Origin of the sequence: Actinomadura vinacea, from assembly GCF_039532545.1 — a bacterium.
GTDB lineage: Bacteria > Actinomycetota > Actinomycetes > Streptosporangiales > Streptosporangiaceae > Spirillospora > Spirillospora vinacea.
The window spans coordinates 138,542-159,410 of record NZ_BAAARW010000001.1 but is presented as its reverse complement, the minus strand read 5'-3'; the positions used below and the strand labels follow the sequence as shown (position 1 = coordinate 159,410).

Annotated in this window: 19 protein-coding genes and 3 tRNA genes; 13 read left to right on the top strand and 9 right to left on the bottom strand. The window is 71.5% G+C overall.

Features of this window, described 5'->3' with window-relative positions; genetic code table 11:
- The first annotated feature begins 43 nt into the window (after positions 1-43).
- Both ABD340_RS00745 and cbiT read left to right on the top strand, forming a co-directional pair.
- Positions 44-562: a GNAT family N-acetyltransferase gene (locus ABD340_RS00745; RefSeq protein ID WP_344586290.1), complete on the top strand. Its 519-nt coding sequence runs from the start codon at positions 44-46 to the stop codon at positions 560-562.
- Between the two features lie 52 nt (positions 563-614).
- Positions 615-1,202 (top strand): precorrin-6Y C5,15-methyltransferase (decarboxylating) subunit CbiT, encoded by a 588-nt coding sequence (gene cbiT, locus ABD340_RS00740; RefSeq protein WP_344586288.1) that lies wholly within the window; start codon positions 615-617, stop codon positions 1,200-1,202.
- Here cbiT and ABD340_RS00735 read toward each other — a convergent pair.
- Positions 1,199-2,242 carry a cobalt-precorrin-5B (C(1))-methyltransferase gene (locus ABD340_RS00735; protein WP_344586287.1) on the bottom strand — a complete coding sequence of 348 codons (1,044 nt, stop codon included), beginning with the start codon at positions 2,240-2,242 and terminating at the stop codon, positions 1,199-1,201. The two genes, cbiT and ABD340_RS00735, sit on opposite strands and share 4 nt — an antisense overlap.
- A 9-nt stretch (positions 2,243-2,251) precedes the next feature.
- Between ABD340_RS00735 and ABD340_RS00730 the strand changes: the two genes are divergently transcribed.
- The 5 genes from ABD340_RS00730 (at position 2,252) to ABD340_RS00710 (ending at position 7,818) form a co-directional block, all read left to right on the top strand.
- Positions 2,252-3,010 carry a cobalt-precorrin-6A reductase gene (locus ABD340_RS00730; RefSeq protein WP_344586286.1) on the top strand — a complete coding sequence of 253 codons (759 nt, stop codon included), beginning with the start codon at positions 2,252-2,254 and terminating at the stop codon, positions 3,008-3,010.
- A 104-nt stretch (positions 3,011-3,114) separates the two neighbouring features.
- Complete coding sequence (locus tag ABD340_RS00725) at positions 3,115-4,977, top strand: substrate-binding domain-containing protein (RefSeq protein ID WP_344586285.1); 1,863 nt, start codon at positions 3,115-3,117, stop codon at positions 4,975-4,977.
- 93 nt (positions 4,978-5,070) lie between these two features.
- Positions 5,071-5,721: a hypothetical protein gene (locus tag ABD340_RS00720; RefSeq protein WP_344586283.1), complete on the top strand. Its 651-nt coding sequence runs from the start codon at positions 5,071-5,073 to the stop codon at positions 5,719-5,721.
- Between the two features lie 380 nt (positions 5,722-6,101).
- Positions 6,102-6,539, top strand: a complete 438-nt coding sequence (locus ABD340_RS00715; protein WP_344586282.1) for an ATP-binding protein — start codon at positions 6,102-6,104, stop codon at positions 6,537-6,539.
- Positions 6,540-6,813: 274 nt separating this feature from the next.
- Entirely contained in the window at positions 6,814-7,818 is a 1,005-nt protein-coding gene (locus ABD340_RS00710) for an alpha/beta hydrolase (protein WP_344586281.1), read from the top strand.
- Here ABD340_RS00710 and ABD340_RS00705 read toward each other — a convergent pair.
- Entirely contained in the window at positions 7,799-9,379 is a 1,581-nt protein-coding gene (locus ABD340_RS00705) for an MDR family MFS transporter (protein ID WP_344586537.1), read from the bottom strand. The two genes, ABD340_RS00710 and ABD340_RS00705, sit on opposite strands and share 20 nt — an antisense overlap.
- Before the next feature lie 143 nt (positions 9,380-9,522).
- On the opposite strand from ABD340_RS00705, the gene ABD340_RS00700 reads away from it, so the two are divergent.
- Positions 9,523-10,113 (top strand): TetR/AcrR family transcriptional regulator, encoded by a 591-nt coding sequence (locus ABD340_RS00700; protein WP_344586280.1) that lies wholly within the window; start codon positions 9,523-9,525, stop codon positions 10,111-10,113.
- Here ABD340_RS00700 and ABD340_RS00695 read toward each other — a convergent pair.
- From ABD340_RS00695 to ABD340_RS00670, 6 genes are all read right to left on the bottom strand, one after another.
- Positions 10,106-11,689, bottom strand: a complete 1,584-nt coding sequence (locus tag ABD340_RS00695) for a hypothetical protein (protein WP_344586279.1) — start codon at positions 11,687-11,689, stop codon at positions 10,106-10,108. The two genes, ABD340_RS00700 and ABD340_RS00695, sit on opposite strands and share 8 nt — an antisense overlap.
- Before the next feature lie 9 nt (positions 11,690-11,698).
- Positions 11,699-11,773, bottom strand: a tRNA-Arg gene (locus tag ABD340_RS00690).
- An 88-nt stretch (positions 11,774-11,861) separates the two neighbouring features.
- On the bottom strand, positions 11,862-13,436 hold the full coding sequence (locus tag ABD340_RS00685) for a hypothetical protein (protein ID WP_344586278.1): 1,575 nt from the start codon (positions 13,434-13,436) through the stop codon (positions 11,862-11,864).
- Positions 13,437-13,454: 18 nt separating this feature from the next.
- Positions 13,455-13,529 (bottom strand) — tRNA-Asp (locus tag ABD340_RS00680).
- A 72-nt stretch (positions 13,530-13,601) separates the two neighbouring features.
- Entirely contained in the window at positions 13,602-15,170 is a 1,569-nt protein-coding gene (locus ABD340_RS00675; RefSeq protein WP_344586277.1) for a hypothetical protein, read from the bottom strand.
- 18 nt (positions 15,171-15,188) lie between these two features.
- Positions 15,189-15,263 (bottom strand) — tRNA-Asp (locus ABD340_RS00670).
- A 202-nt stretch (positions 15,264-15,465) separates the two neighbouring features.
- Here ABD340_RS00670 and ABD340_RS00665 point away from each other — a divergent pair.
- From ABD340_RS00665 to ABD340_RS00645, 5 genes are all read left to right on the top strand, one after another.
- Positions 15,466-15,759 carry a hypothetical protein gene (locus ABD340_RS00665; RefSeq protein WP_344586276.1) on the top strand — a complete coding sequence of 98 codons (294 nt, stop codon included), beginning with the start codon at positions 15,466-15,468 and terminating at the stop codon, positions 15,757-15,759.
- Positions 15,760-15,985: 226 nt separating this feature from the next.
- On the top strand, positions 15,986-17,458 hold the full coding sequence (locus ABD340_RS00660; protein WP_344586275.1) for a PstS family phosphate ABC transporter substrate-binding protein: 1,473 nt from the start codon (positions 15,986-15,988) through the stop codon (positions 17,456-17,458).
- A gap of 135 nt (positions 17,459-17,593) precedes the next feature.
- Positions 17,594-17,770, top strand: a complete 177-nt coding sequence (locus ABD340_RS00655) for a hypothetical protein (protein WP_344586274.1) — start codon at positions 17,594-17,596, stop codon at positions 17,768-17,770.
- A gap of 97 nt (positions 17,771-17,867) precedes the next feature.
- Positions 17,868-19,679 carry a WD40 repeat domain-containing protein gene (locus ABD340_RS00650; RefSeq protein WP_344586273.1) on the top strand — a complete coding sequence of 604 codons (1,812 nt, stop codon included), beginning with the start codon at positions 17,868-17,870 and terminating at the stop codon, positions 19,677-19,679.
- The gene (locus ABD340_RS00645; protein ID WP_344586272.1) at positions 19,676-20,143 is read left to right on the top strand and encodes a YfbM family protein; all 468 of its coding nucleotides are present in this window, start codon (positions 19,676-19,678) and stop codon (positions 20,141-20,143) included. Before ABD340_RS00650 ends, ABD340_RS00645 begins: the two co-directional genes overlap by 4 nt.
- Here ABD340_RS00645 and ABD340_RS00640 read toward each other — a convergent pair whose 3' ends face one another.
- On the bottom strand, positions 20,144-20,821 hold the full coding sequence (locus ABD340_RS00640) for an IclR family transcriptional regulator (protein WP_344586271.1): 678 nt from the start codon (positions 20,819-20,821) through the stop codon (positions 20,144-20,146).
- Positions 20,822-20,869 lie beyond the last annotated feature (48 nt).

The window sequence follows — 20,869 nt, the reverse complement described above, 5'->3', positions numbered from 1 at the left end:
CACAGTGGCCCCCGGCGTCACCCCCGGCGAGTAACGTGCCGTCATGAACGATCTAGAGGCGGCGATCCGGTCCGGCACGGCGGCGGACGCGGAGGCCGCCGCCGCGCTGGTGCACCGCGCCGATCTCGCGCGCCGCGGTCCCTCGCCCGCGGACGCGGAGATCCGGGGACGGTCGGCCCGCCGCCTCGCCGTGCCGTCCACCTTCTTCCGGGTCGCCGAAGCCCCGGGGCAACGCGAGCCGATCGGTGTCGCCGCCGGGATGCCCGGGCGCGTGGGCGGCGGCGTGGGCGATCCCATCCCGGGGCTGTGCCACATCAGCATGGTCGCCGTCGAGCCCGGGCACTGGGGACGAGGGCTCGGCAGGCGGGTGCTGACCGCGGTCCTCGCGGACGCACGGCGGCTCGGGTACGGCCAGGCCCAGCTGTTCACGCAGACCGGCAACGAGCGCGCACGGGTCCTGTACGAGTCGGAGGGGTTCGTGCTCACCGGGCAGACGGCGGTCGACGAGGTGGGCGACGAGATCCTCCTCTACCTCCTCGACCTGCGACGAGCGCCCGCATAGCCGGTCGCGCGTAAGATGTGCCGCCGCGATCGGCGGGACGGAGGGGGACGGCATGGACCGGAAGCGACCCGGGGCCGGCACCGCCGTTCCCGGTCTGCCGGACGGCGTCTACGACCATGACGGCCAGCTCACCAAGCGCGAGGTGCGGGCGATCACGCTGGCCCGGCTCGCGCCCGCGCCCGGGGAACTGCTGTGGGACGTGGGCGCGGGTGCGGGCAGCGTCGCGATCGAGTGGGCGCGGGCGCATCCGGCGTGCCGGGCGATCGCCGTCGAGGCGGCGCCGGAGCGGGCCGCGAGGGCCGCCGCGAACGCCGCGGCCCTCGGTGTCCCCGGGCTCCGCGTGGTGACCGGCACGGCCCCGGCCGCGCTGGCCGGCCTGGACGCACCGGACGCGATCTTCGTGGGCGGCGGGGTGACCGCGCCCGGCATGATCGACACCTGCTGGCGGGCGTTGCGCCGTCCCGGCGGCCGGCTGGTGGTCAACACGGTCACGGTGGAGGGCGAGCGGGCGGTCCTGGAGGCCCGCGCGCGACTGGGCGGCGAACTGGTCCGGATCGCGATCGACCGCGCCGCGCCGATCGGCGGCTTCACCGGCTGGCGCCCGCAACTGCCCGTCACCCAATGGACGGCCACCGTCTAGGCGCGGCCGACGATCGTGCCGCCGCGGTCGATGACGACGACGTCGACCTCGACCGGGGCGCCGCGCAGTACGTCCGAGGCGACCTCGCGGGCGCGGGCCGCGACCAGGTCGCCCAGCGGGAGTCCGGCGTCGGCGCAGATCCGCAGGGCCTCCAGGGCGGTGCCGGCGGAACGCACCCGGGCGGCGGTCCCGGCGTCGCCGCCGGCGTCCTCCAGCAGTTGGGCGAGCAGGCCGAAGTCGACCTGGGAGCGCTTGGAGTGCAGGTCCAGGTGCCCGGCCGCCAGCTTGGCCATCTTGCCGATGCCGCCGGCGAGGGTGAGCCGGGGCACCGGATGGCGGCGCAGGTACTTCAGCACCGCGCCCGCGAAGTCGCCCATGTCCAGCAGCGCGTCGTCGGGCAGCCCGTGCAGCTCGGCGGCGACCTTCTCGGACGTGCTGCCGGTCGCGCCCGCGACGTGCGCGCGCCCGGCCGCGCGGGCGACGTCCACGCCGCGGCGGATGCTGTCGATCCAGGCCGAGCACGAGTACGGGACGACGACCCCGGTGGTGCCCAGGATCGACAGCCCGCCCAGGATGCCCAGCCGCGGGTTCCAGGTGCGGCTGGCCAGTTCGGCGCCGCCGTCCACGGAGATCTCCACGATCGCGTCGGCGTCCCCGAGCACCTCGCGCATCATCCGCCGGGGCACGGGGTTGATCGCGGGCTCGCCGACGTCCAGCGGCAGGCCGGGCCGGGTGACGGTCCCGACGCCCGGCCCGGCCCGGAACACCACGCCGGTGCCGGGGGCGCCGTGCCGGACGGTCGCGCGGACCAGCGCGCCGTGCGTGACGTCCGGGTCGTCGCCGGCGTCCTTGACGATCCCGGCCATCGCGGCGCCGTCCGACAGCTCCTCCACCGCCAGCGCGAACGCCGGACGCTGCCCGCGCGGCAGGATGATCTCGACCGGGTCGGGGAACTCGCCGGTCAGCAGCGCCGTGTGGGCGGCCTTGGCCGCCGCGGTCGCGCACGCGCCGGTCGTCCACCCGTATCGAAGGGAAGTCACGCTCCTAAAATGCACCCTGTGCGCGTGCTGGTGCTCGGCGGGACGGGTGAGGCCCGGGAGCTGGCCGGGCTGCTCGCCGGGCGGCCGGGCGTCGAGGTCGTCACCTCGCTGGCGGGCCGGGTCGCCGATCCCGCGCTGCCGAAGGGCCGGACGCGGATCGGCGGGTTCGGCGGCGCGGACGGGCTGGCGGGCTGGCTGGCCGCCGAGCGGATCGGGGCCGTGATCGACGCCACACACCCGTTCGCGGCCGCGATCACCGCGTCGGCCGTCGCCGCCGCCGGGCGGACGGGCGTCCCGCTGCTGGTGCTGCGGCGTCCGGGCTGGACGGAGGGTCCCGGCGACGACTGGCGGCGCGTGCCGTCCCTGGCGGAGGCGGCGGCGGGCCTGCCGGGCGACCGTGTCTTCCTCACCGTCGGCCGCAAGGATCTGGCGGCGTTCGCCGGCGACGTCCGCCGCTTCTACCTCGTCCGGTCGGTCGATCCGCCCGAGCCGCCGCTGCCGCCGCGCACGCACGCGGTACTGGGGCGCGGGCCGTTCACGGTGGACGGCGAGGCGGCGCTGATGCGCGAGCACGCCGTGGACCTGCTGGTCACCAAGGACAGCGGCGGCCCGATGACGGCGGCCAAGCTGGTCGCGGCGCGCCGGCTCGGGGTTCCGGTGGTGATGGTGGACCGGCCGCCGGCACCGGACGCTCCGATGGTGGACGGGGTGGCGGAGGCACTGACTTGGCTGGAGCGGCCGGGCGGCTCTTCACAAAGTGCCCGATAAATCACCACTTAGCCCTTTTTTTGCTACTCATATATCTTTCCCGGGAAACCCGGCAAAATACAATGCGGTGGCATTCCTCCTCGACCCCGACACCGAGGACGGCGATGAGCGGACCTCAGCACGCGGGCGGAACATGGGACCGCTCCGGCGCCGATCCGGCCAGGTACTTCGGCGGCGCCGACGGGCCCGTCCCCCGTGAGCCGCGCCTCCCGCCCCCGCGCGGACGGGCCGCGACGCTCGTCCCCCTGGCCGGCGCGGTCACCCTCGCCACGCTGCTCGGCATCGGCGTCTACGCCTTCGCCTCCGCCGGCGCGGCCTGCTCCGGCGGCGACGCGGTCACGCTGGACGTCGCCGTGGCGCCCGGCATCGGGCCCGCGATGGTCAAGGCGGCCCGCCGGTTCAACGCCGACCGGCTCCAGACGAACGCCGGGGCCGGCGGGAGCCCGGGCGGCGGCCGCTGCGCGCGGGCCGTCGTGCGCAAGGCCGACCCGGCGGCGATGGCCGCGCTGCTGGCCGGACGCAGCGTCCCGCAGAGGAACGAGCGGCGCCCCGACGTGTGGATCCCGGACTCGTCCCTCTGGACGGCCCTGGCGGCCCCCGCCGAGGCGAACGGCGCCGTCGAGGTCACGCGGACGTCCGTGGCGCGCAGCCCCATCGTCGTCGCGCTGCCCCGGACGCTGGCCGCCACGCTGAAGTCGCAGGGCGTCACGGCCGCCCCGTCCTGGGACAACCTGCTCCAGGCCGCCGGCGGCACGGCGGGCGGCGCGGTCACCAAGAACGCGACGATCCCGCCCGGCTCGGTCCGGATGCTGGTGCCCGATCCGGCCCGCACCGCCGCCGGGATGCACGCGCTCGCCCTCACCGACCTCCTGCTCGCCAACGACCCCAACAAGGACGCGATCTTCACCGGCATGGTGCGCACCGTCCGGGAGAGCACGCTGCCGACCGTGGAGGCGCAGTTCACCCGGTTCCGGCCGGCGCGGACCGGCAAGCGGCCGATCGCGCTGGCCTCGGAACGGGACGTGTGGGCGTTCAACCGGACCGGACCGGCCGAGCCCGCCGTCGCGCTGTACCCGCAGGAGGGCACGCTCTCCCTGGACCACCCGTTCACGATCACCACCGCCGATCCGGCGCGGCGGAACGCGGCCCGCCGGCTCGAACGGGCGATGGGGTCCGAGGCGGTCCGCGCCGACGTGCGCGAACTGGGCTTCCGCTCCGCCGACGGGAAGGCGCCCGGCTCGTTCACCGCCCAGACCGGGGTGGCCCCGGCAAGGCCGCGCGAGCTGCCCGCGCCGCGGCCCGCGTCCGTGCGGCAGGTCATGCAGTCCTGGTCCAAGCTGTCGCTCGGCATCCGCATCCTGACGCTGATCGACGTCTCCGGCACGATGGCCGAGCCGATCGCCCCCGGGACCACCCGGCTCCAGGCCACCGCGCGGACCGCGCAGAGCGGGCTCAGCATGATGTCCAACGACACCGAGCTGGGCGTCTGGGCGTTCTCCACCCGGCTGCGCGGCGACCAGGACTGGCGGGAGCTGGTGCCGGTCGGGCCGCTGGGCGAGCGGATCGGCTCGGCGACCCGGCGCCAGGCGGTGCTGTCGAGCCTGGGCTCGGTCCGGCCGAAGACGACCGGCGACACCGGGCTGTTCGAGACGCTGACGGCGGCGTACCGGGAGATGACGCTGGGCTACAAGCCGGAGTTCGGCAACACCGTGCTGCTGTTCACCGACGGCAAGGGCAACGACGACCCGGGCGGCCCGTCGCTGGAGCGCACGCTGGCGGACCTGCGGGCGATCACCGATCCGGCCCGCCCGGTGCAGATCATCATGGTCGGGGTGGGCCGCGGCGTGGACACCGGCGAGCTCCGGCAGCTCGCCCGGGTGGTGCCGGGCGCGGTGTACGTGGCCGAGTCGCCGGACCAGATCGTCAAGATCTTCCTGCGGGCGCTGGCCCGCCGGATCGGCGGCTGAGGCCCCGCCCGCGCGCGGTGGACGGCCGTCGCCGCCGCCTCGGACGGGGGGCGCCGTCCGTTTCGTTGAAATGCGGGGGCTATCGTCCCGATCATGACGCGGATCGGGCGGGAGATCATCGAGCTCTGCCGGGATCGGTTCGGGCCCCCGCCCCGCGAGTTCGGCCGCCGCGACGCGCGCCGCGTCCGGCTCGGCACGCCGCTGTGGCTGCGCCTGGCCCGGGACGAGTCGCTGCGGCGGCTGCTGCGCGACGTCCTGGAGCGGCAGGAGATGCTGCTCGCGCACGGCCGGGTGGTGTGGGGCAGCGTCGTCCAGGCGGACGCGGCGCTGTTCCGGCGGGGCCGCGGCGACCGGCCCGCGCTGGTCATCTACAGTCCCGACCCCGCCTTCGACGAGATGCCCGACGACCTGCAGGAGGTCGCCGGGCGGCTGTTCGCGCTGCGTGGCTCCGAATCCGAATCCGCCGACCCCGAACTGCGGGAGTTCGCGGGGATGCTCGGCGACCCGGCCCGGCGGCCGTCCCGGGCCCGCGTGCCGCGTCCGCTCGTGGGCAGCCTGCCGGTGTACGCCACCACCGTGCTGGTGGCCCGCCGGCAGGTGCCCGGCCGCCATCTGGCCGCGGGCACCTTCCCGCTGATCATCCATCCGGAGACCGACAGCACCATGATCCTGCCGGGCCGCTACTGGCCGCCCCCGCTGCTCGCGCTCTGGCGGGCCGCCGCCGACGGGCCCAGGCCCGCCTGAAACGGACCCGCGGCCTTTTCTGCCAGGCTTATAACACCGGTACCGGATGGTCTTTAGGAGACGGGGAATCGGTTCGGAACACACTCCATTGTGCGTAATTTCGGACCGACCGATCGGGCGCCGAATAATCGACAAACTGGATGTTTCGCTCCCTCATCTCCGTTACACAGACCAGTGAGCGATCCGACCGGGGAAGTTTACTTATTCCATGATGTCCGGAGGGCACCGGCACCGGTACGGTGGATCCGCCACCGCGGCGGGCTCCGGGCGCGACGAGCCGTCCCGAGTCCCGGCTCGGGGCAGGGGCGCCCGGCCACGATCCAGCGAGGTCCACCTTCGGTGCGCGCCGCCGTTCACCGACCCCGCAGAGTGGTGATCCCGTGACCCCAGGTGCGACACCGACCACGACCGAACCCGCGATGGAGCGGCTCGGCGACCGGCTGCTGCTCCCCGGCCGGCCCGGCGCGGCCGGCGACGGGCGGGCGGTGCGGCTGGCCGTCCGCGAACGGGCCGCCAAGGTCGTCGGCGCCCCCGGCGTGCTGGACGACATCGAGCTGATGACCTCCGAGGCCATCGCCAACGCCGTGCTGCACGGCTCCGGCGCGATCCGGATCGCCGTCGCCACCGACGGCCGCCGGGTCCGGGTGGAGGTGCGCGACGACGGCCCGGCGTGCGGCCGGGCCGATCCGGCCAGGCACGGCGTCGACCACGGCCGCGGCCTGGCGGTCATCGACGCGCTGGCCACCGAATGGGCCCTGGAGTACGCCTCCTGCGGCACCCACCTGTGGTTCGTCGTCGACCCGCCGCCAGGTGCCTGACCCCCGGGACGCGGACGACCTTCCCTGCGGCCCGGTGAGTCGGGCCGCACATTCCGCAGGGCATTGGAGCCGTGTTTTTATCACCGTTCTGACAACCCCCGAGTAACGCCGTTGCGGGCCCGGATGGCATCGGGGAATCCCACTCAATCCCGATCAGTACCGCCGACCGGAGTTGTCACGCCCGCCCATAGATCGAATCGCGGCGCCGCACGACACTGGACGACGACCGACCGCACCATGCCGGCGCGGACGTCGAAATCCGCGAGGTGAAGGCATGACACGCGTTTCCCGACGCCGCTCCCTGACCGCGGGCGCCCTCGCCGCGGCCGCGATCGTCGCCGCCGGCGTGACCGCCGTCCCGGCACGGGCGCTGCCGGCCAAGCGCGCCGACACCGGGGCGCGGATCGTCCAGGAGACCAAGCTGAGCGCCCGCCAGGTGGACGTCACCATCGATTCCCCGTCCCTGGGCAGATCAGTGAAGACGCGCATCCTGCTGCCCGCGGACTGGAGCAAGAACGCCACGACGACCTGGCCCGTCCTGTACGCCTTCCACGGCGGCCAGGACGACTACACCTCGTGGGCGCGCAACACCGACATCGAGGCGTGGGCCGCCAAGTACAAGGTCATCGTGGTCATGCCGGAGGCGTCGAACGGCTCGTACGCCGACTGGTTCAACTACGGCAAGGGCGGCACGCCCAAGTGGGAGACCTTCCACACCACCGAGGTGCGGCAACTCGTCGAGCGCAACTACCGCGGCGGCGCGCGGCGGGCCGCGATCGGCAACTCGTCGGGCGCGCAGGGGGCGGTGTCCTATGCCGCGCGGCACCCGGGCCTGTTCAAGCACGTGGCGGCGCTCAGCGGGCTGCTGTCGATGCGGGGGGTCGGCATCCCGGTCATGCTGATGCTCACGAACGCGAGCAACGGCCAGGACCCGTTCGCCATCTGGGGCATCCCCTATGCGGACGACGCCAACTGGAAGGCGCACGACCCGTACGCCCTGGCCGAGAAGCTGCGCGGCACCAAGCTGTACTTCTCGGCGGGGACGACCGGGCGGCCCGGCCCCGGCGACCCGAACGTGGCGCCGTGGGACATCGGCCTGCTGAGCGAGATCGCGATCGGCGCCAACAACAAGGAGTTCCGGACCAGGCTCGACCAGCTGCGCGTCCCGTACACCGCGCACATCTACGGCGACGGGCGGCACAACTGGCCGGCCTGGATCCGGGAGGCGACCACGGTGTGGCCGTCCCTGATGGCGTCGATCAGCGCGCGGAAGGCGTGACCTTCACCTCGGGGGCGACGACGTCCACGGGCTCGGCCTCGGGCTCGGGCTCGGGCTCGGGCTCGGCGGGCAGGTCGAGCGCGTCCCGCAGCACGACCGGCTTGAGCGCGGCGGCCGCGATCACCCCGACGACCGCGATCGCCGCGGAGACCAGGAAGATGTGCCCTGTGGCGTCGCCGTAGGCGGCGCGCACGACCTCCTGCACGGGCGCGGGCAGGGCGGCGATGTCGAGATCGCCGCCGGCGTTCCCGCCGCCCTTGATCCCGAGCCGCTCCAGCCCGCTCGCGATGTTCGCGGACACCTGGTTGGCGAGGACGGCGCCGAGCACGGACACGCCGATCGTCCCGCCGAGCGACCGGAAGAAGGTGACCGCGCCGCTGGCCGCGCCGATCTCCTTCAGCGGCACCGAGTTCTGCACGACCAGGACCAGGTTCTGCATCGAGCCGCCGACGCCGATGCCGACCAGCAGCATCCCGAACGCGACGTACGCCAGCGGGGTCTCGTGGTCGATCACCGACAGCATCGCGAAACCGGCGGTCAGCACGACCGTCCCGAACAGGATGTACGGCTTCACCCGCGCGGTCTTGCTGGTGAGCCGTCCGATGACCGTGGACGAGACCAGCACGCCGGCCATCATCGGGAAGGTGAGCAGGCCCGCCTCGGTCGGGCTGTAGCCGCGGCCGATCTGGAAGTACTGGCCGAGGAAGACCGCGCCGCCGAACATCGCCATGCCCACCGCCAGGCTGGCCACGATCGCCAGCGCGGTGTTGCGGCGGGCGATGATGTCCAGCGGGACGACCGGCTCGGCCACCCGAGACTCCACCCACACGGCGGCGGCCAGGATCGCGGCGCCCGCGCCGACCATGGCCAGGGTCTCCGGGGACATCCAGGCGAACGAGTCGCCGACGAAGGTGACCCAGAGGAGCAGCAGGCTGACCCCGGCGGCGATCAGCAGCGCGCCCCAGTAGTCGATCTTCACGTTGTCGCGGCGGATCACCGGCAGCCGCAGCGTCTTGTGCAGCAGGCCGAACGCGACCACGGCGAACGGCACCCCGATGAAGAAGCACCAGCGCCAGCCGAGCCAGGAGGTGTCCACGATCAGGCCGCCCAGCAGCGGTCCGCCGACCGTGGCCACGGCCATGACGCCGCCGAGGTAGCCGTAGTAGCGGCCCCGGTCGCGCGGGCTGATCATGCTGGCCATGACGATCTGGACGAGGATCTGCAGCGCGCCCATGCCCAGCCCCTGCACGGCCCGCGCCGCGATGAGCTGCTCGGTGTTCTGCGCGAATCCGGAGACCAGCGACGCCACCGTGAAGATCGCGATGCCGATCTCCAGGAGCAGCTTCTTGTCATAGAGGTCGGCGAGTTTGCCCCAGATGGGGGTGCTGGCCGTGGACACCAGCAGCGTCGCGGTGACCACCCAGGTGTACTGCGACTGGCTGCCCTTGAGCGCGCCGATGATCTGCGGCAGCGCGGTGGACACCACCGTCGCGCTCAGCATCGCCACGAACAGCACGAGCAGCAGGCCGCTGAGGGCCTCCAGCGTCTGCCGCCGCGACATCGGCGCCGATGAGCTCTGCACGCTCAACGCATCCGCCTTCCAGGAACAGGGAGTAGTGACATCACTTGGAATGCTCTAGAGTCCCATAAAATTCCCAGTGAGCAAAATTTCTCACTGAGCACTCAGGGTAGGCTGGACGCATCATGAACACCCAGGTCGGACTGCGCGAGCGCAAGAAAGAGGCGACGCGCAAGGCACTGCACGAGGCCGCCATGCGCCTCGCCGTCGAGCACGGCCTCGACGCGGTCACCGTGGAGGCCATCGCCGACGCCGCCGGCGTCTCCCGGCGCACCTTCTCCAACTACTTCGCCGGCAAGGAGGACGCCGTCCTCTACGGCGACGAGCAACGCGTGGAACGCCTGCTGCGCGCCTTCGTCGACCGTCCCGCCGAGGAATCGTCCTGGACGGCGCTACGCCGCGCGCTCCACGGCCTCTACGACGAGCTCGGCGAACCCGAACCGCAGTGGGCCGCCCAGTCCCGCCTCGCCCGCAAGCACCCGAGCGTCCTCGGCCGGCAGCTCGCACACTACGCCTCGTTCGAACGCCGCCTCGCCGAGCAGATCGCCCTCCGCGACGGCCTGCCGGCCACCAGCCGCCGCCCCCGCGTCGTCGCCATCGCGTTCCTGGCCTCGATCCGGATGGCGACCCAGACCTGGATCGAGGAGCAGCCGTCGCGCTCCCTGCGCGCGATCGTCGACGAGGTCCTGGACGAGATGGCCCGCCCGTTCAGCTGAGGAAGTCCAGGTCGTCGCGCTTCTTCCGGGCGGCGACCTCCGCCGCGGTCCGCCCGCCCGGCATCTTCGTGCTCCGCGCGTCGGTCCGCGCCCCGGCATCGACCAGCGCCCGCACGGCCGCCGCCGGGGCGTTGCCGTCGACGGCGGCCAGCAACGGCGTCCGCTCCCAGACGTCCCGCGCCTCCAGGTCGAGCCCCTCGTCCAGCAGCCGGGGAAGCAGCACCGTGTGATCGAGGCGGTGCAGGAAATGCAGCAGCGACCGGCCCTCCCCGTCCCGCGCGGACGGGTCGTAGCCCGCGTCCAGGCAGCGCAGCACGCCTTCAAGGTCAGCACGTTCGACCCGGCGGAACAGCTCCCTCCGCTGCTCCCGCAACGCGCGGGGCAGGAACCCGGCCCCCTCCCATGTCTGCCGTACGGCGAAGCATCCGGTGACCTTGCCACCGAGAGCACGCAGCGCCATTTCTCGCTGCCACTCCTCGTCGGTGTGCCGATGGATGCGCAGGGTTCCGCGCCGGAACGACACCTCGTGCCACTCGCCCCGGCACCGCACCCGCGCCACCCGGGGCGGCAGGGAGTCCCCTGGGCCACCCGGTCCAGACATGCGCAATTCCGGGAAGAACGCCTCCCGCACGAGCGGATGCAACTCCTCCGGGGCAAGGCGCCCGGCCCGCACCAGCTCAAGGTCCGGAGACCGGTGCCAGAACGCCTCCGGCAACTCCACCACCGGTTCCTGCCCCACATCGTGAGCGAAGCTGTGGACGTAGGTGGCCCGCACCCCGCCGTCCACGGTCTCCAGCAGCAGGCTCATAACGCTCCCCATGTTGCGCTGGTACAACATGGACTCCAGGACAAAGGGCCGCAGCGAGTGCGACAAGAGAAAGCGGCCCCCGCCCATCCGCCGCAGCTCCGGCTCGATCCGATGCAAGGCCAGCGGCAGCAGGCCCAGCCGCCACCGCCGATTCTCCAGGGACTCGGCGTTGTCCGACTCGTGACGGCCGAGTTCGATCCCCGCCTCCGCGAACGCCTCGTCCACGAGGCCCCGATCATGCAGCGCGGTGATCCACTCGGCCCGCTCCACCGGCTCATCACTGGGCGCCTCCGGGGGCTTGCGCGGCGTACCATCCGCCTCGAAGAACGGCGCCCGCCCTACCCCACCGTGCCGGGCCAGGATCTCACCGGACCGCCGCACGTCCCACATGTACCCCGGGGCCAGGAGCAGCTTCGGTGGCGCGTGCCCGAACCGCAGCACGGTGGTCGGGCCCTGATCGGCGGTGAAGAGCCGAAGATCGCCGTACCCGGCCAGCGCGTAGTTGTCACCGCCCCCGCTCAGATGCCAGCGCAGCAGGTCAGGGGCCAGATTAAGGAGATCGTCCGCGAGCGCGTCCGCGACCCCCGCACCATGCTGGGCCGCGACGTCCTTCAACTCGAACCCGACACCGAGGCCCGCCCCCGCGCACGCGCCCCGCCAGTCCCCGGCCAGCCTCCGCTCGGTGGCCCGTTCGATCAGCCACCGCGGCACCTCGTACCGCCGATTCCGCTCCCAGAAACCGGCGACCTTAGGCCCGAACGCGCCCATGCCCCCTCCGTGGGTCGGCCGGATTCGAACCGGCGTCCTCCCGGCTTAGAAGGCCGGGCACGTCGACCTCTGCGCTACGACCCACCGCGCAGCCTAACCACCCCGAACCCCGAACTTCACCCCACTTTCGGTCCGGATGGCGCCCCAGACCTGGACGAGATGTCCCGCCCGCTCAGCTGAGGAAGTCCAGGTCGTCGCGCTTGTGGCGGGCCGCGATCTCCGCCGCGGTCTTCCCCGCCCACATCTTCGTGCTCTGCGCGTCGGTCCGCGCCCCGGCATCGACCAGCGCCCGCACGAGCGCCGCCGGAGCACGGCCTTCGACGGCCGCCAGCAACGGTGTCCCCTCCCGGACGTCCCGCGCCTCTAAGTCGAGGCCCTCGTCCAGCAGCCGGGGAAACAACTCCGTGCCGAGGCGGTAGACGAAATGCAGCAGCGACCGGCCATTCCCGTCCCGCGTGAACGGGTCGTAACCCGCGTCCAGGCAGCGCAGCACGCCCTCGGCGTCGCCGCACTCGGCCCGGCGGAACAGCTCCCTGCGCTGCTCCCGCAACGCGCGCGGCAGGAATCCGGCGCCGTCCCACGTCCGGCGAACGGCAAAGCACCCGGTGGCCTTGCCACCGAGAGCGCGCAACGCCATTTCCCGCTGCCACTCCTCGTCGGTGTGCCGAGGGGTGCGCAGGGTTCCGCGCTGGAACGACACCTCATGCCACTCGCCCCGGCACCGCACCCGCGCCACCCGGCGCGGCGGGGAATCCCCCGGGCCGCCCGGTCCGGACATGCGCAGTTCCGGAAAGAACGCCTCCCGCACAAGCGGATGCAACTCCTCCGGGGCAAGGCGTCCGGCCCGCACCAGATCAAGATCCGGAGACCGGTGCCAGAACGCCTCCGGCAACTCCACCACCGGTTCGTCCCCCACGTCGCGCTGCTGCCGCACGTAGGTGGCCCGCACCCCGCCGTCCGCGATCTCCAGCAGCAGGCGCTCCGTGTAGTACCCGAACCGATTGGGTGGCGGACAGAAGGGCCATATCGAATGCTTCACGAGGAAGCGGACTCCGCCCAGCCGCCGCAACTCCGACTCGATCCGGTACAGGGCCAGCGGCAGCAGGGCCAACCGCCACCGCCGATCCACCAGGGCCTTGGTGTCCTCCTTGTGGAGCCGGAGTTCGATCCCCGCCTCCGCGAACGCCTCGTCCACAAGCCCCCGGTCCTGGAGCGCGGTGACCCGCTCGGCCCGCCCCACCGGGTCATCGCCGGGCCCCTCCGGGGGCTTGCGCGGCGTACCGTCCGCCTCGAAAAACGGCGCCCGCCCTACCCCACCGTTCCGGGCCAGGATCTCACCGGACCGCCGCACGTCCCACATGTACCCGGGGGCCAGGAGGAGGTCCGGTGGCGCGTGCCCGAACTTCAGCACGCTCCCGCGCTCAGTGAAGAGCCGGAGATCGCCGTACGCGGCCAGCGCATATTGGTACGCGTTCCCGGACGTATGCCAGCGCAACAGGTCAGGGGCCAGATTGAGGAGATCGTCCGCGAGCGCGTCCGCGACACCGGCACCATGCTGGGCCGCGACGTCCTTCAACTCGAATCCAACAGCGACGCCCGCCGCCGCGCACGCGCCACGCCAGTCCCCGGCCAGCCTCCGCTCGGTGGCCCGCTCGATCAACCACCGCGGCACCTCATACCGCCGCTCCCGCTCCCAGAACCCGGCGACCCTCGGCCCGAAAGGCCTGAACGCCCAGGACGTAACCATGCCCCCTCCACGTACAGAGTGGGCCGACCGGATTCGAACCGGCGTCCTCCCGGCTTGACAGGCCGGGTGCGTCGACCTCTGCGCTACGACCCGTCGTGCAGCCTAACCACCCCGAAACCCGAACATCACCCCACTCGCCCTCCGCGACGCCCCGCCCGCGCCCTTTCAGTTGAGAAAGTCCAGGTCGGTGCGCTTGTCGCGGGCCGCGACCTGCGCCGCGGTCCGCGCGGCCCACATCTTCGTGCTCCGTGCGTTGGTCCGTGCCCCGGCATCGACCAGCGTCCGGACGAGCGCCGCCGGAGCACGGCCTTCGACGGCGGCCAATAACGGCGTCCTCTCCCGGGCGTCCCGCGCCTCTAAGTCGAGTCCCTCGGCCCGCAGCCGGGGAAACAGCACCGTGTGGTCCATGAGGTACAGGAAATGCATCAGCGATCTGCCGTCCCCGTCCAGCGTGAAGGGGTCGTAGCCCGCGTCCAAGCAGCGCAGCACGCCCTCGGCGTCACCGCACTCGACCCGGCGGAACAACTCCCGCCGCTGCTCCCGCAGAGCGCGCGGCAGGAACCCGGCACCGTCCCACGTCCGGCGAACGGCGAAGCACCCGGTGACCTTGCCACCGAGAGCGCGCAACGCCAACTCTCGCCGCCGCTCCTCGTCGGTGTGCCTATGGAGGTGCAGGAATCCGCGCTCGAACGACACCTCGTGCCACTCGCCCCGGCACCGCACCCGCGCGACCCTGGGCGGTGGGGAGTCCCCCGGGCCGCCTGGTCCGGCCATGCGCAGTTCCGGGAAGAACGCCTCCCGCACGAGCGGATGCAACTCCTCCGGAGCGAGGCGCCCGGCCCGCACCAACTCAAGGTCCGGAGACCGGTGCCAGAACGCCTCCGGCAACGCCAGCGCCGGTTCCAGCCCACCATCGCGACTGTGCCGCAGGAACGTGGCCCGCACGCCGCCGTCCACGGTCTCCAGCAGCAGGCTCATCACGTGGTACCCGTACCGGATGGGTGACGGGCCGAAAGGCCACATCGAATGAGTCACGAGAAAGCGGCCGCCGCCCAGCCGCCGCAACTCCGGCTCGATCCGGTACAAGGCCATCGGCAGCAGGCCCAGCCGTCGCCGCCTCTCGTCCAGATCCTCGGCATCCTCCTCGTGGAGCCGGAGTTCGATCCCCGCTTCCGCAAACGCCTCGTCCACAAGCCCCCGGTCCTGAAGTGCGGTGACCCGCTCGGCCCGCTCCACCGGATCATCGCCGGGCCCCTCCGGGGGCTTGCGCGGCGTACCGTCCGCCTCGAAAAACGGCGCCCGCCCTACCCCACCGTTCCGGGCCAGGATCTCACCGGACCGCCGCACGTCCCACATGTACCCCGGGGCCAGGAGGAGCTCCGGTGGCGCGTGCCCGAACTTCAACTCGTTCCCACGCCCAGTGAAGAGCCGGAGATCGCCGTACGCGGCCAGCGCATACTGGTCCGCGTCCCCGGACGTATGCCAGCGCAACAGGTCAGGGGCCAGATTGAGGAGATCGTCCGCGAGCGCCTCGGCGACGTCGGCGCCATGCTGAGCGGCCACGTCCCGCAGGTCGAACTTGACGCCGAGGCCGACCGCCGCGCACGCGCCCCGCCAGTCCCCGGCCAGCCTCCGCTCGGTCGCTCGTTCGATCAGCCACCGCGGCACCTCGTACCGCCGCTCCCGCTCCCAGAAGCCGGCGACCCTCGCTCCGAACGGCCCGGACCTGCCCATGCCTCCTCCACGCACTGAGTGGGCCGACCGGATTCGAACCGGCGTCCTCCCGGCTTGACAGGCCGGGTGCGTCGACCTCTGCGCTACGACCCGCCAAGCAGCCTAACCACCCCGAACCCCGAATATCGCCATCATTTTCGACAACGGCCTCCAGCATCTGGCCCAGCTCAGCCGGTGTGCGCGCCTCCAACAGCCGATGCCGCCCATACCGATCGACCGTCACCGCCCACCAAGCACCAGTGCGCTGCCATGGCGACGCCCGGGGGGCCATCCCACCCAGCGGACGTTCGACCAGTTGCAGGCCGCACAGGCGCACGCCGCCCTCGGCGAAACGGATCAGGCACGGCGCCTCCTCGGCACCGCGGCCGAAAGCGCCGCCGAACGCATCGAGCCGCCACCTCCGGTCTACTGGTACTCGGAGCCGTTCTTCCAGCTCAACATCGGCATCGTCCAGAACAAGATCGGTGATTATCGCGATGCCGCCGACCTGCTGGGCGATGCTCCCAGCAGAATGCCCGCGGACCAGCGGGACGCCGAGTGGCTCAAGGAGTACAAAGGCGCGTACGCCCGACCCAGGGAGCGCGCTTAGCAAGTGGTGGTCGGCTGCCGGGCCGATGCTGTTGGTGGCGGTGTAATGGCGCGCTAACCTGCCATTCAATCAATCACCTCCAACCGTTCACTCGGTTCATATCACCCCGGCGACAGACGTGGACATACCGGTTATAGAACGCATACACTCACTACTCGCGACTAAAGGGCAGCCAGCAGCTAAGTGAATTGGCGCTATCACGGAGTGTCTGCGGGGGCGTGGGGACGTGAACTGGCTCGACGATCCCCAGAACGTCATTGCCATCATCACCGCACTGCTCGGGCTCATAGCGCCCACCGTCGGCGCCGTGTACCAGCTCCGCACGCGGCGAGGCAAAAGCATCGGCCACCGGGTGCAGATGGACACGGGTATCGATCAACCCGGCGTCGCGAGCCCCACCCTCGTGCTTCTCCGCATCGAGAACGATGGTACGAGCAGCATCCGCCGAACCGACTACACCAATCGCGATCACGGTCTCCAGGTCGTCTTCACAGGCCGTGTGGTCAGAGATGTCACGGTCATCCCCGGCCCTGGCGCGGAACATGTGCTGAGCTACCTCGTTCCGCCCGATGACCAGAACGGCTTGGAACACGATGGCGATACGATCCGCCTGCCAGGAGTTCCACTCAACCCCGACCAACACTTCAAGCTGCTCGTGTGGCTCAGCGACGGCCCCGTCGACAGCAAGAAGATCCGGGTCAGTGGCGGTATCCAGGACGGCAGGGTAGCGCCCACCCGCAGCATCACGATCGACGAAAAACCACCCCTGTTCAGCCGGTTCGCCGTGGGGACCACCGCGCTGCTCGCCGTCTCCCTTCTCCTGCTGTCGGGCATCATTGTCTTCTGGCGTCCAGTTCCCATTGGTTGCGCCAGGGGAAAGCTCCAGGTGGTCGGCTCCACGGCCTTCGCCCCCACCGTGCGGAAAATCGCTCAACGGTATATGGCGGACTGCTCGGGTTCGGAGATCATCCTTAACGCGGGCGGCAGCAACAAGGTCGATTGGGATGCTGTGAGAGCGACACAGACGTCGCCGCCGATCCTCGCACTATCAGACGGTCCCAACCCGGCCAGCGTTACTGATGTAAAGGCGGACCGGGTCGCCATCGTGGCCTTCTCGCTGGTGGTCAACAACTCGGTCACCCTCACCGATCTGACGATCGACCAGATACGCAGGATCTACCGGGCCGAGGTCACCAACTGGAAAGAGCTCGGCGGCCCCGGCATCCCGATCCGCCTCGTCAGCCGGGACGCCGACTCCGGCACCCGCGAGCTGCTCCGCCAACGGATCCTCGGCGGCCTAGGTGAGCCGTCCTTCACCTCGCGAGACTGCGAGAACACGAACTCCGCACAGGACAAGATCGTCCGTTGCGAGCTCGGCGACACGGATCAGGTACTCAGGACCGTGGCCCGGGTGGAGGGCGCCATCGGCTACAGCGAGCTACGGGCCGCCACCACCTACAAGGGCGGCCTGCACACGCTGAAGATCGACGGTCAGCCGCCCTCGGTCCAGACGATCGGCGCCGACACCTACCGCTTCACCGAAATCGAGTACGCCTACACCAACGGCAAGGCGGCCCCCGACTCCCTGACCTCGAGCTTCCTGAACTACATGATCAGAGGCCACGGCCAGGACCTGCTGGAGTCTTTCGGACACGTGCCGTGCTACGCCCCTGAAGGCATGAAGCGCTGCCAGTCATAAGTTCGTGCACAGCATCATGCGCCGCCCCCTCTTCGGCCGCGCGGAGGGCGCCTCTGTTGTCGTCACGAGGTCACCCGGGACGATCAACGATGAGTGTCGTTGGAGCTCGTCACACACCAACCGGAGGAGAAAAGCATGCGGATGAGCGTTCCTAAGGACCAGTCCGCCGAAAAGACCGCAGCGGATGCGGTCAATGTCGCCAAAGCCATAAACAAGCCGGTGGAACTGATCGACAAGGGTGAAGTCGTCTACGGCGTCACCCCGGCATCCGACCCGGCAACGGTGGCCGAGGTGGTGCAACGCAGCCTGTAACCACCAGGGATGATGCCCGTCCCGCCGCCTGGCGGAACGGGCATCGACAATCCGTTTCCCGCCCGTTGACCGACTCGGCTCGGTCAACGGGCGGGACATGAAAGAGTTCGTGATCGTGGACGTTCGAGGTAAGCGGGTCGTGCTGGACCCGCCTCTTCTTTCCGAGGAAATGCGGCGGCGGCTGGAGGAGCTCGGTGCCGAGGTGGGCGCGAGGCCGTCCGGCCCAGGGGACGTTGCGTTCGCCTGGTTCGGCGACGCGTTCGAGGGGGTTCCGGTGCTCCCTGCGGCCGAGCTGATGGACGCGGTCGTGAGCGGCGGCGGCCATGACGTCGCCGTGCCCGCGTGGTTCGAGGAGGAGCGTGCGCGGCTTGAAGCCCTGGAACGCGAGCGGGGTGTCACCGACGAGCACCGGGCTGCGACGGCGCGGCTCCGCGAGCATGGTGCGCGGCTGCGGCACCCCTACGTCAATGTGGGGGCCACGTTCATGGACGAGGCGTTGAGCCCGTGCGGGAGGTGGCTGGCGACCGCCCGGTGGGACATGGACGACGATGCCGGCACGCTGCAGATCTGGGAGATGGCGACCGGGCGGTCGGTGAACGGGATCGACGGCATCGAGGATGGGCCCGGCTGGCCCGGATACGAGACGGTCCGATGGTCGTCGGACGGGACCCGCGTCGCGGTGACGTTCAACACCAACGTGGTCGGGGTGTGGGACCCGTTCGGCGAGCGCCTCAACCCGTTCGGGTCCGCGGACGTGACCAACGGCAAGGACGCGGCACCGATCTTCGCACTCAGACCTGACGGGAGCGGCGCCTACATCTCGATGGGCAGCGACCATGAGGTGAAAGGATGTGTCGCGGCGCTCGACCAGGGCGAAGTCTTCTACACCGGCTCCGGGCACGGCGCGGCCGGTCCGGAACCGGAGTTGCTCCCCGAGCCGATCCCCGCGGAGTTCGCGCGGCGCCTGAACCGTCGTGAGTGGTTCTTCTCCCGGGTGCATTGGTCGAAGGACGGTACCCGGCTGCTGGGATCCGACGGCCGCGGCTGGGCGTGCTCGATCGACATGCCGGGCGGGCGGATGCGATGGCTGGCGCGGGCGGACGCGCCTGTGGAGTTCAGCCCGGACGACCGGCGCCTGGCGTCGGTCACCGGCGGGTTCCTGCGCGTGTTCGACGCCGACACCGGTGAGAGGGTCGGCGAGCCCGTGCGGCGGCCGGAGGGCTCGCTTCACTGGGGCATGCGCGGGAACACACCAGTGCTGGCCGTCGTGGCCGACAACGGCGGCGGCGTCACCCTCTACGACGAGAACGGCCGTCCGCTCCACCACCTGAGCATCGCCACGACCGAGCACACCGGCCGGGGCTTCTTCGATGAAGGACGCCCGTGGGCCTGGGCCCCGGCCGGAACACACGGAGCCTGCCTGACCGGCGACGACCGGGTCGAGGTCTGGTCATTGGTCGGCACCGCGGCGCGGGCGGCGTCGTTCCCAGTGCCGGAGGGGTCGGTGGCGGTGCTGTGGGGTGCGGGCGACGTGCTGGCCGTGCTCGGCGAGCGCACGCTGCGGTTCGTCCGGGCCGGGACGGGTGAGGCCGTGGGCGACTACACGTTCGGCTGCCGGGACGACGAGGACGACGAGAATGAGGCCCCCGCCGAGTGGGAGGGGCCGCTGCACGACGTGTTCGAAGCCGACCCGTTCCCGCTGGACGGCGGGCGGTGGTGCGCTCTGGCGTCCCCGGCCGCGGGGCCCGGCGCGGCCCTGGTGATCGGGGAAGACCGGGGCGATCTCGACTCGGTGCTGGCATGGGTGGTGGGACGAAGGTTCGCGTGGCCGGTCCGGTGGGGCGGCCTTGACGTCGTCCCGGACGCCGAGGCCGCCGCGGCCCGGCTGGAGCTCGGAGGGCGTTCGTGAGTCTCGGAGTGCACTTCGCGCTGGATCAGGAGCAGGAACGCCTGGTTCTGGGTGCTGAGGGTGACGAGGAGCTCGCGGCCGTCATCGAGGAGATCGAGGAGACTTCCGACCCGCACTGGCATATGCCGAGCGACAAGGCGTGGGACGCGATCCACCGCTGCCTTTCGGCGGAGGACGACGGCCTCTCCCCGGTGATCCTGGGCGGGCGGGATCTGTACGAGGGCGAGGACTATTTCGTCGCTTACGTGACCGCCGAAGAGGTGCGCGCCCTCGCCCAGGCACTGCCCTCCCTGGACCGTGAGCGGTTCAGCCGGCGCTATTTCGCGATGGACGTCGACGAGTACCCCGGGCCTCATGGGGAGCGGGATTTCGCCTACACGTGGGAGAACTTCGAGGACGTCCGGGAGTTCTTCGCACGTGCGGCGGAGGCGGGGCGGGCGGTCGTCTTCACCGTCGACGGCTGATCAGCGGAGGAGGCCCCCCAGCCGGGTGGCGGCGTCGACGACCAGGCGGCCCAGTGCTTCCTCGTCCGGGGCTTCGAAGAGGGACAGGCCGATGCTGGTCTGCGTCCTGGCTCCGGGGACGACGGCGGAGATCCCGATGATCGACGTGGCGATCTCGCCGTAGGAGACGGCGAAGCCGCGGCGCCGGGCGAGGGCGACCTCGTCGCGTTCGCCGGGGGCGGGCGGGAGCGCGGCCAGCATCGCCAGCCCCGCCGAGCCCCGGTCGATGGGGTCGACCTGGCCGGGCCGGAACGCGACGTGCATCCGGGCGCGGCGCGGCGGCACGATCATCAGCATCCGCACCTTGTCGTCGCCGTCCCGCACGACCAGGTGCGCGGTGGACGTGCTGACGTCGGTGAGCTCCTCCAGCACGGGACGGGCCAGGGTGCGCAGGTCCTGCTCGACGGGCTCGGCCAGGCGGACCAGGCCGGTGCCGAGCGAGATGCGTTTGAACCGGTCGCGCCGGCACAGCTGGTGGGCCTCCAGGGTGCGGACGAGGCGGTGCGCCACGGTGCGGTGGACGCCGACGGCCTCCGCGATCTCGGTGAGCGACAGCCCGTGCGGGTGGTCGGCGAGCAACTCCAGGATCTGCAGGCCGTTGTGCAGGGTCTTCGACATCCCGGAATCGGCCTCGGGCATGGCACTCCTCTTGACGGATGTGAGGCAGCTTACCTACCGTGTTCGCAC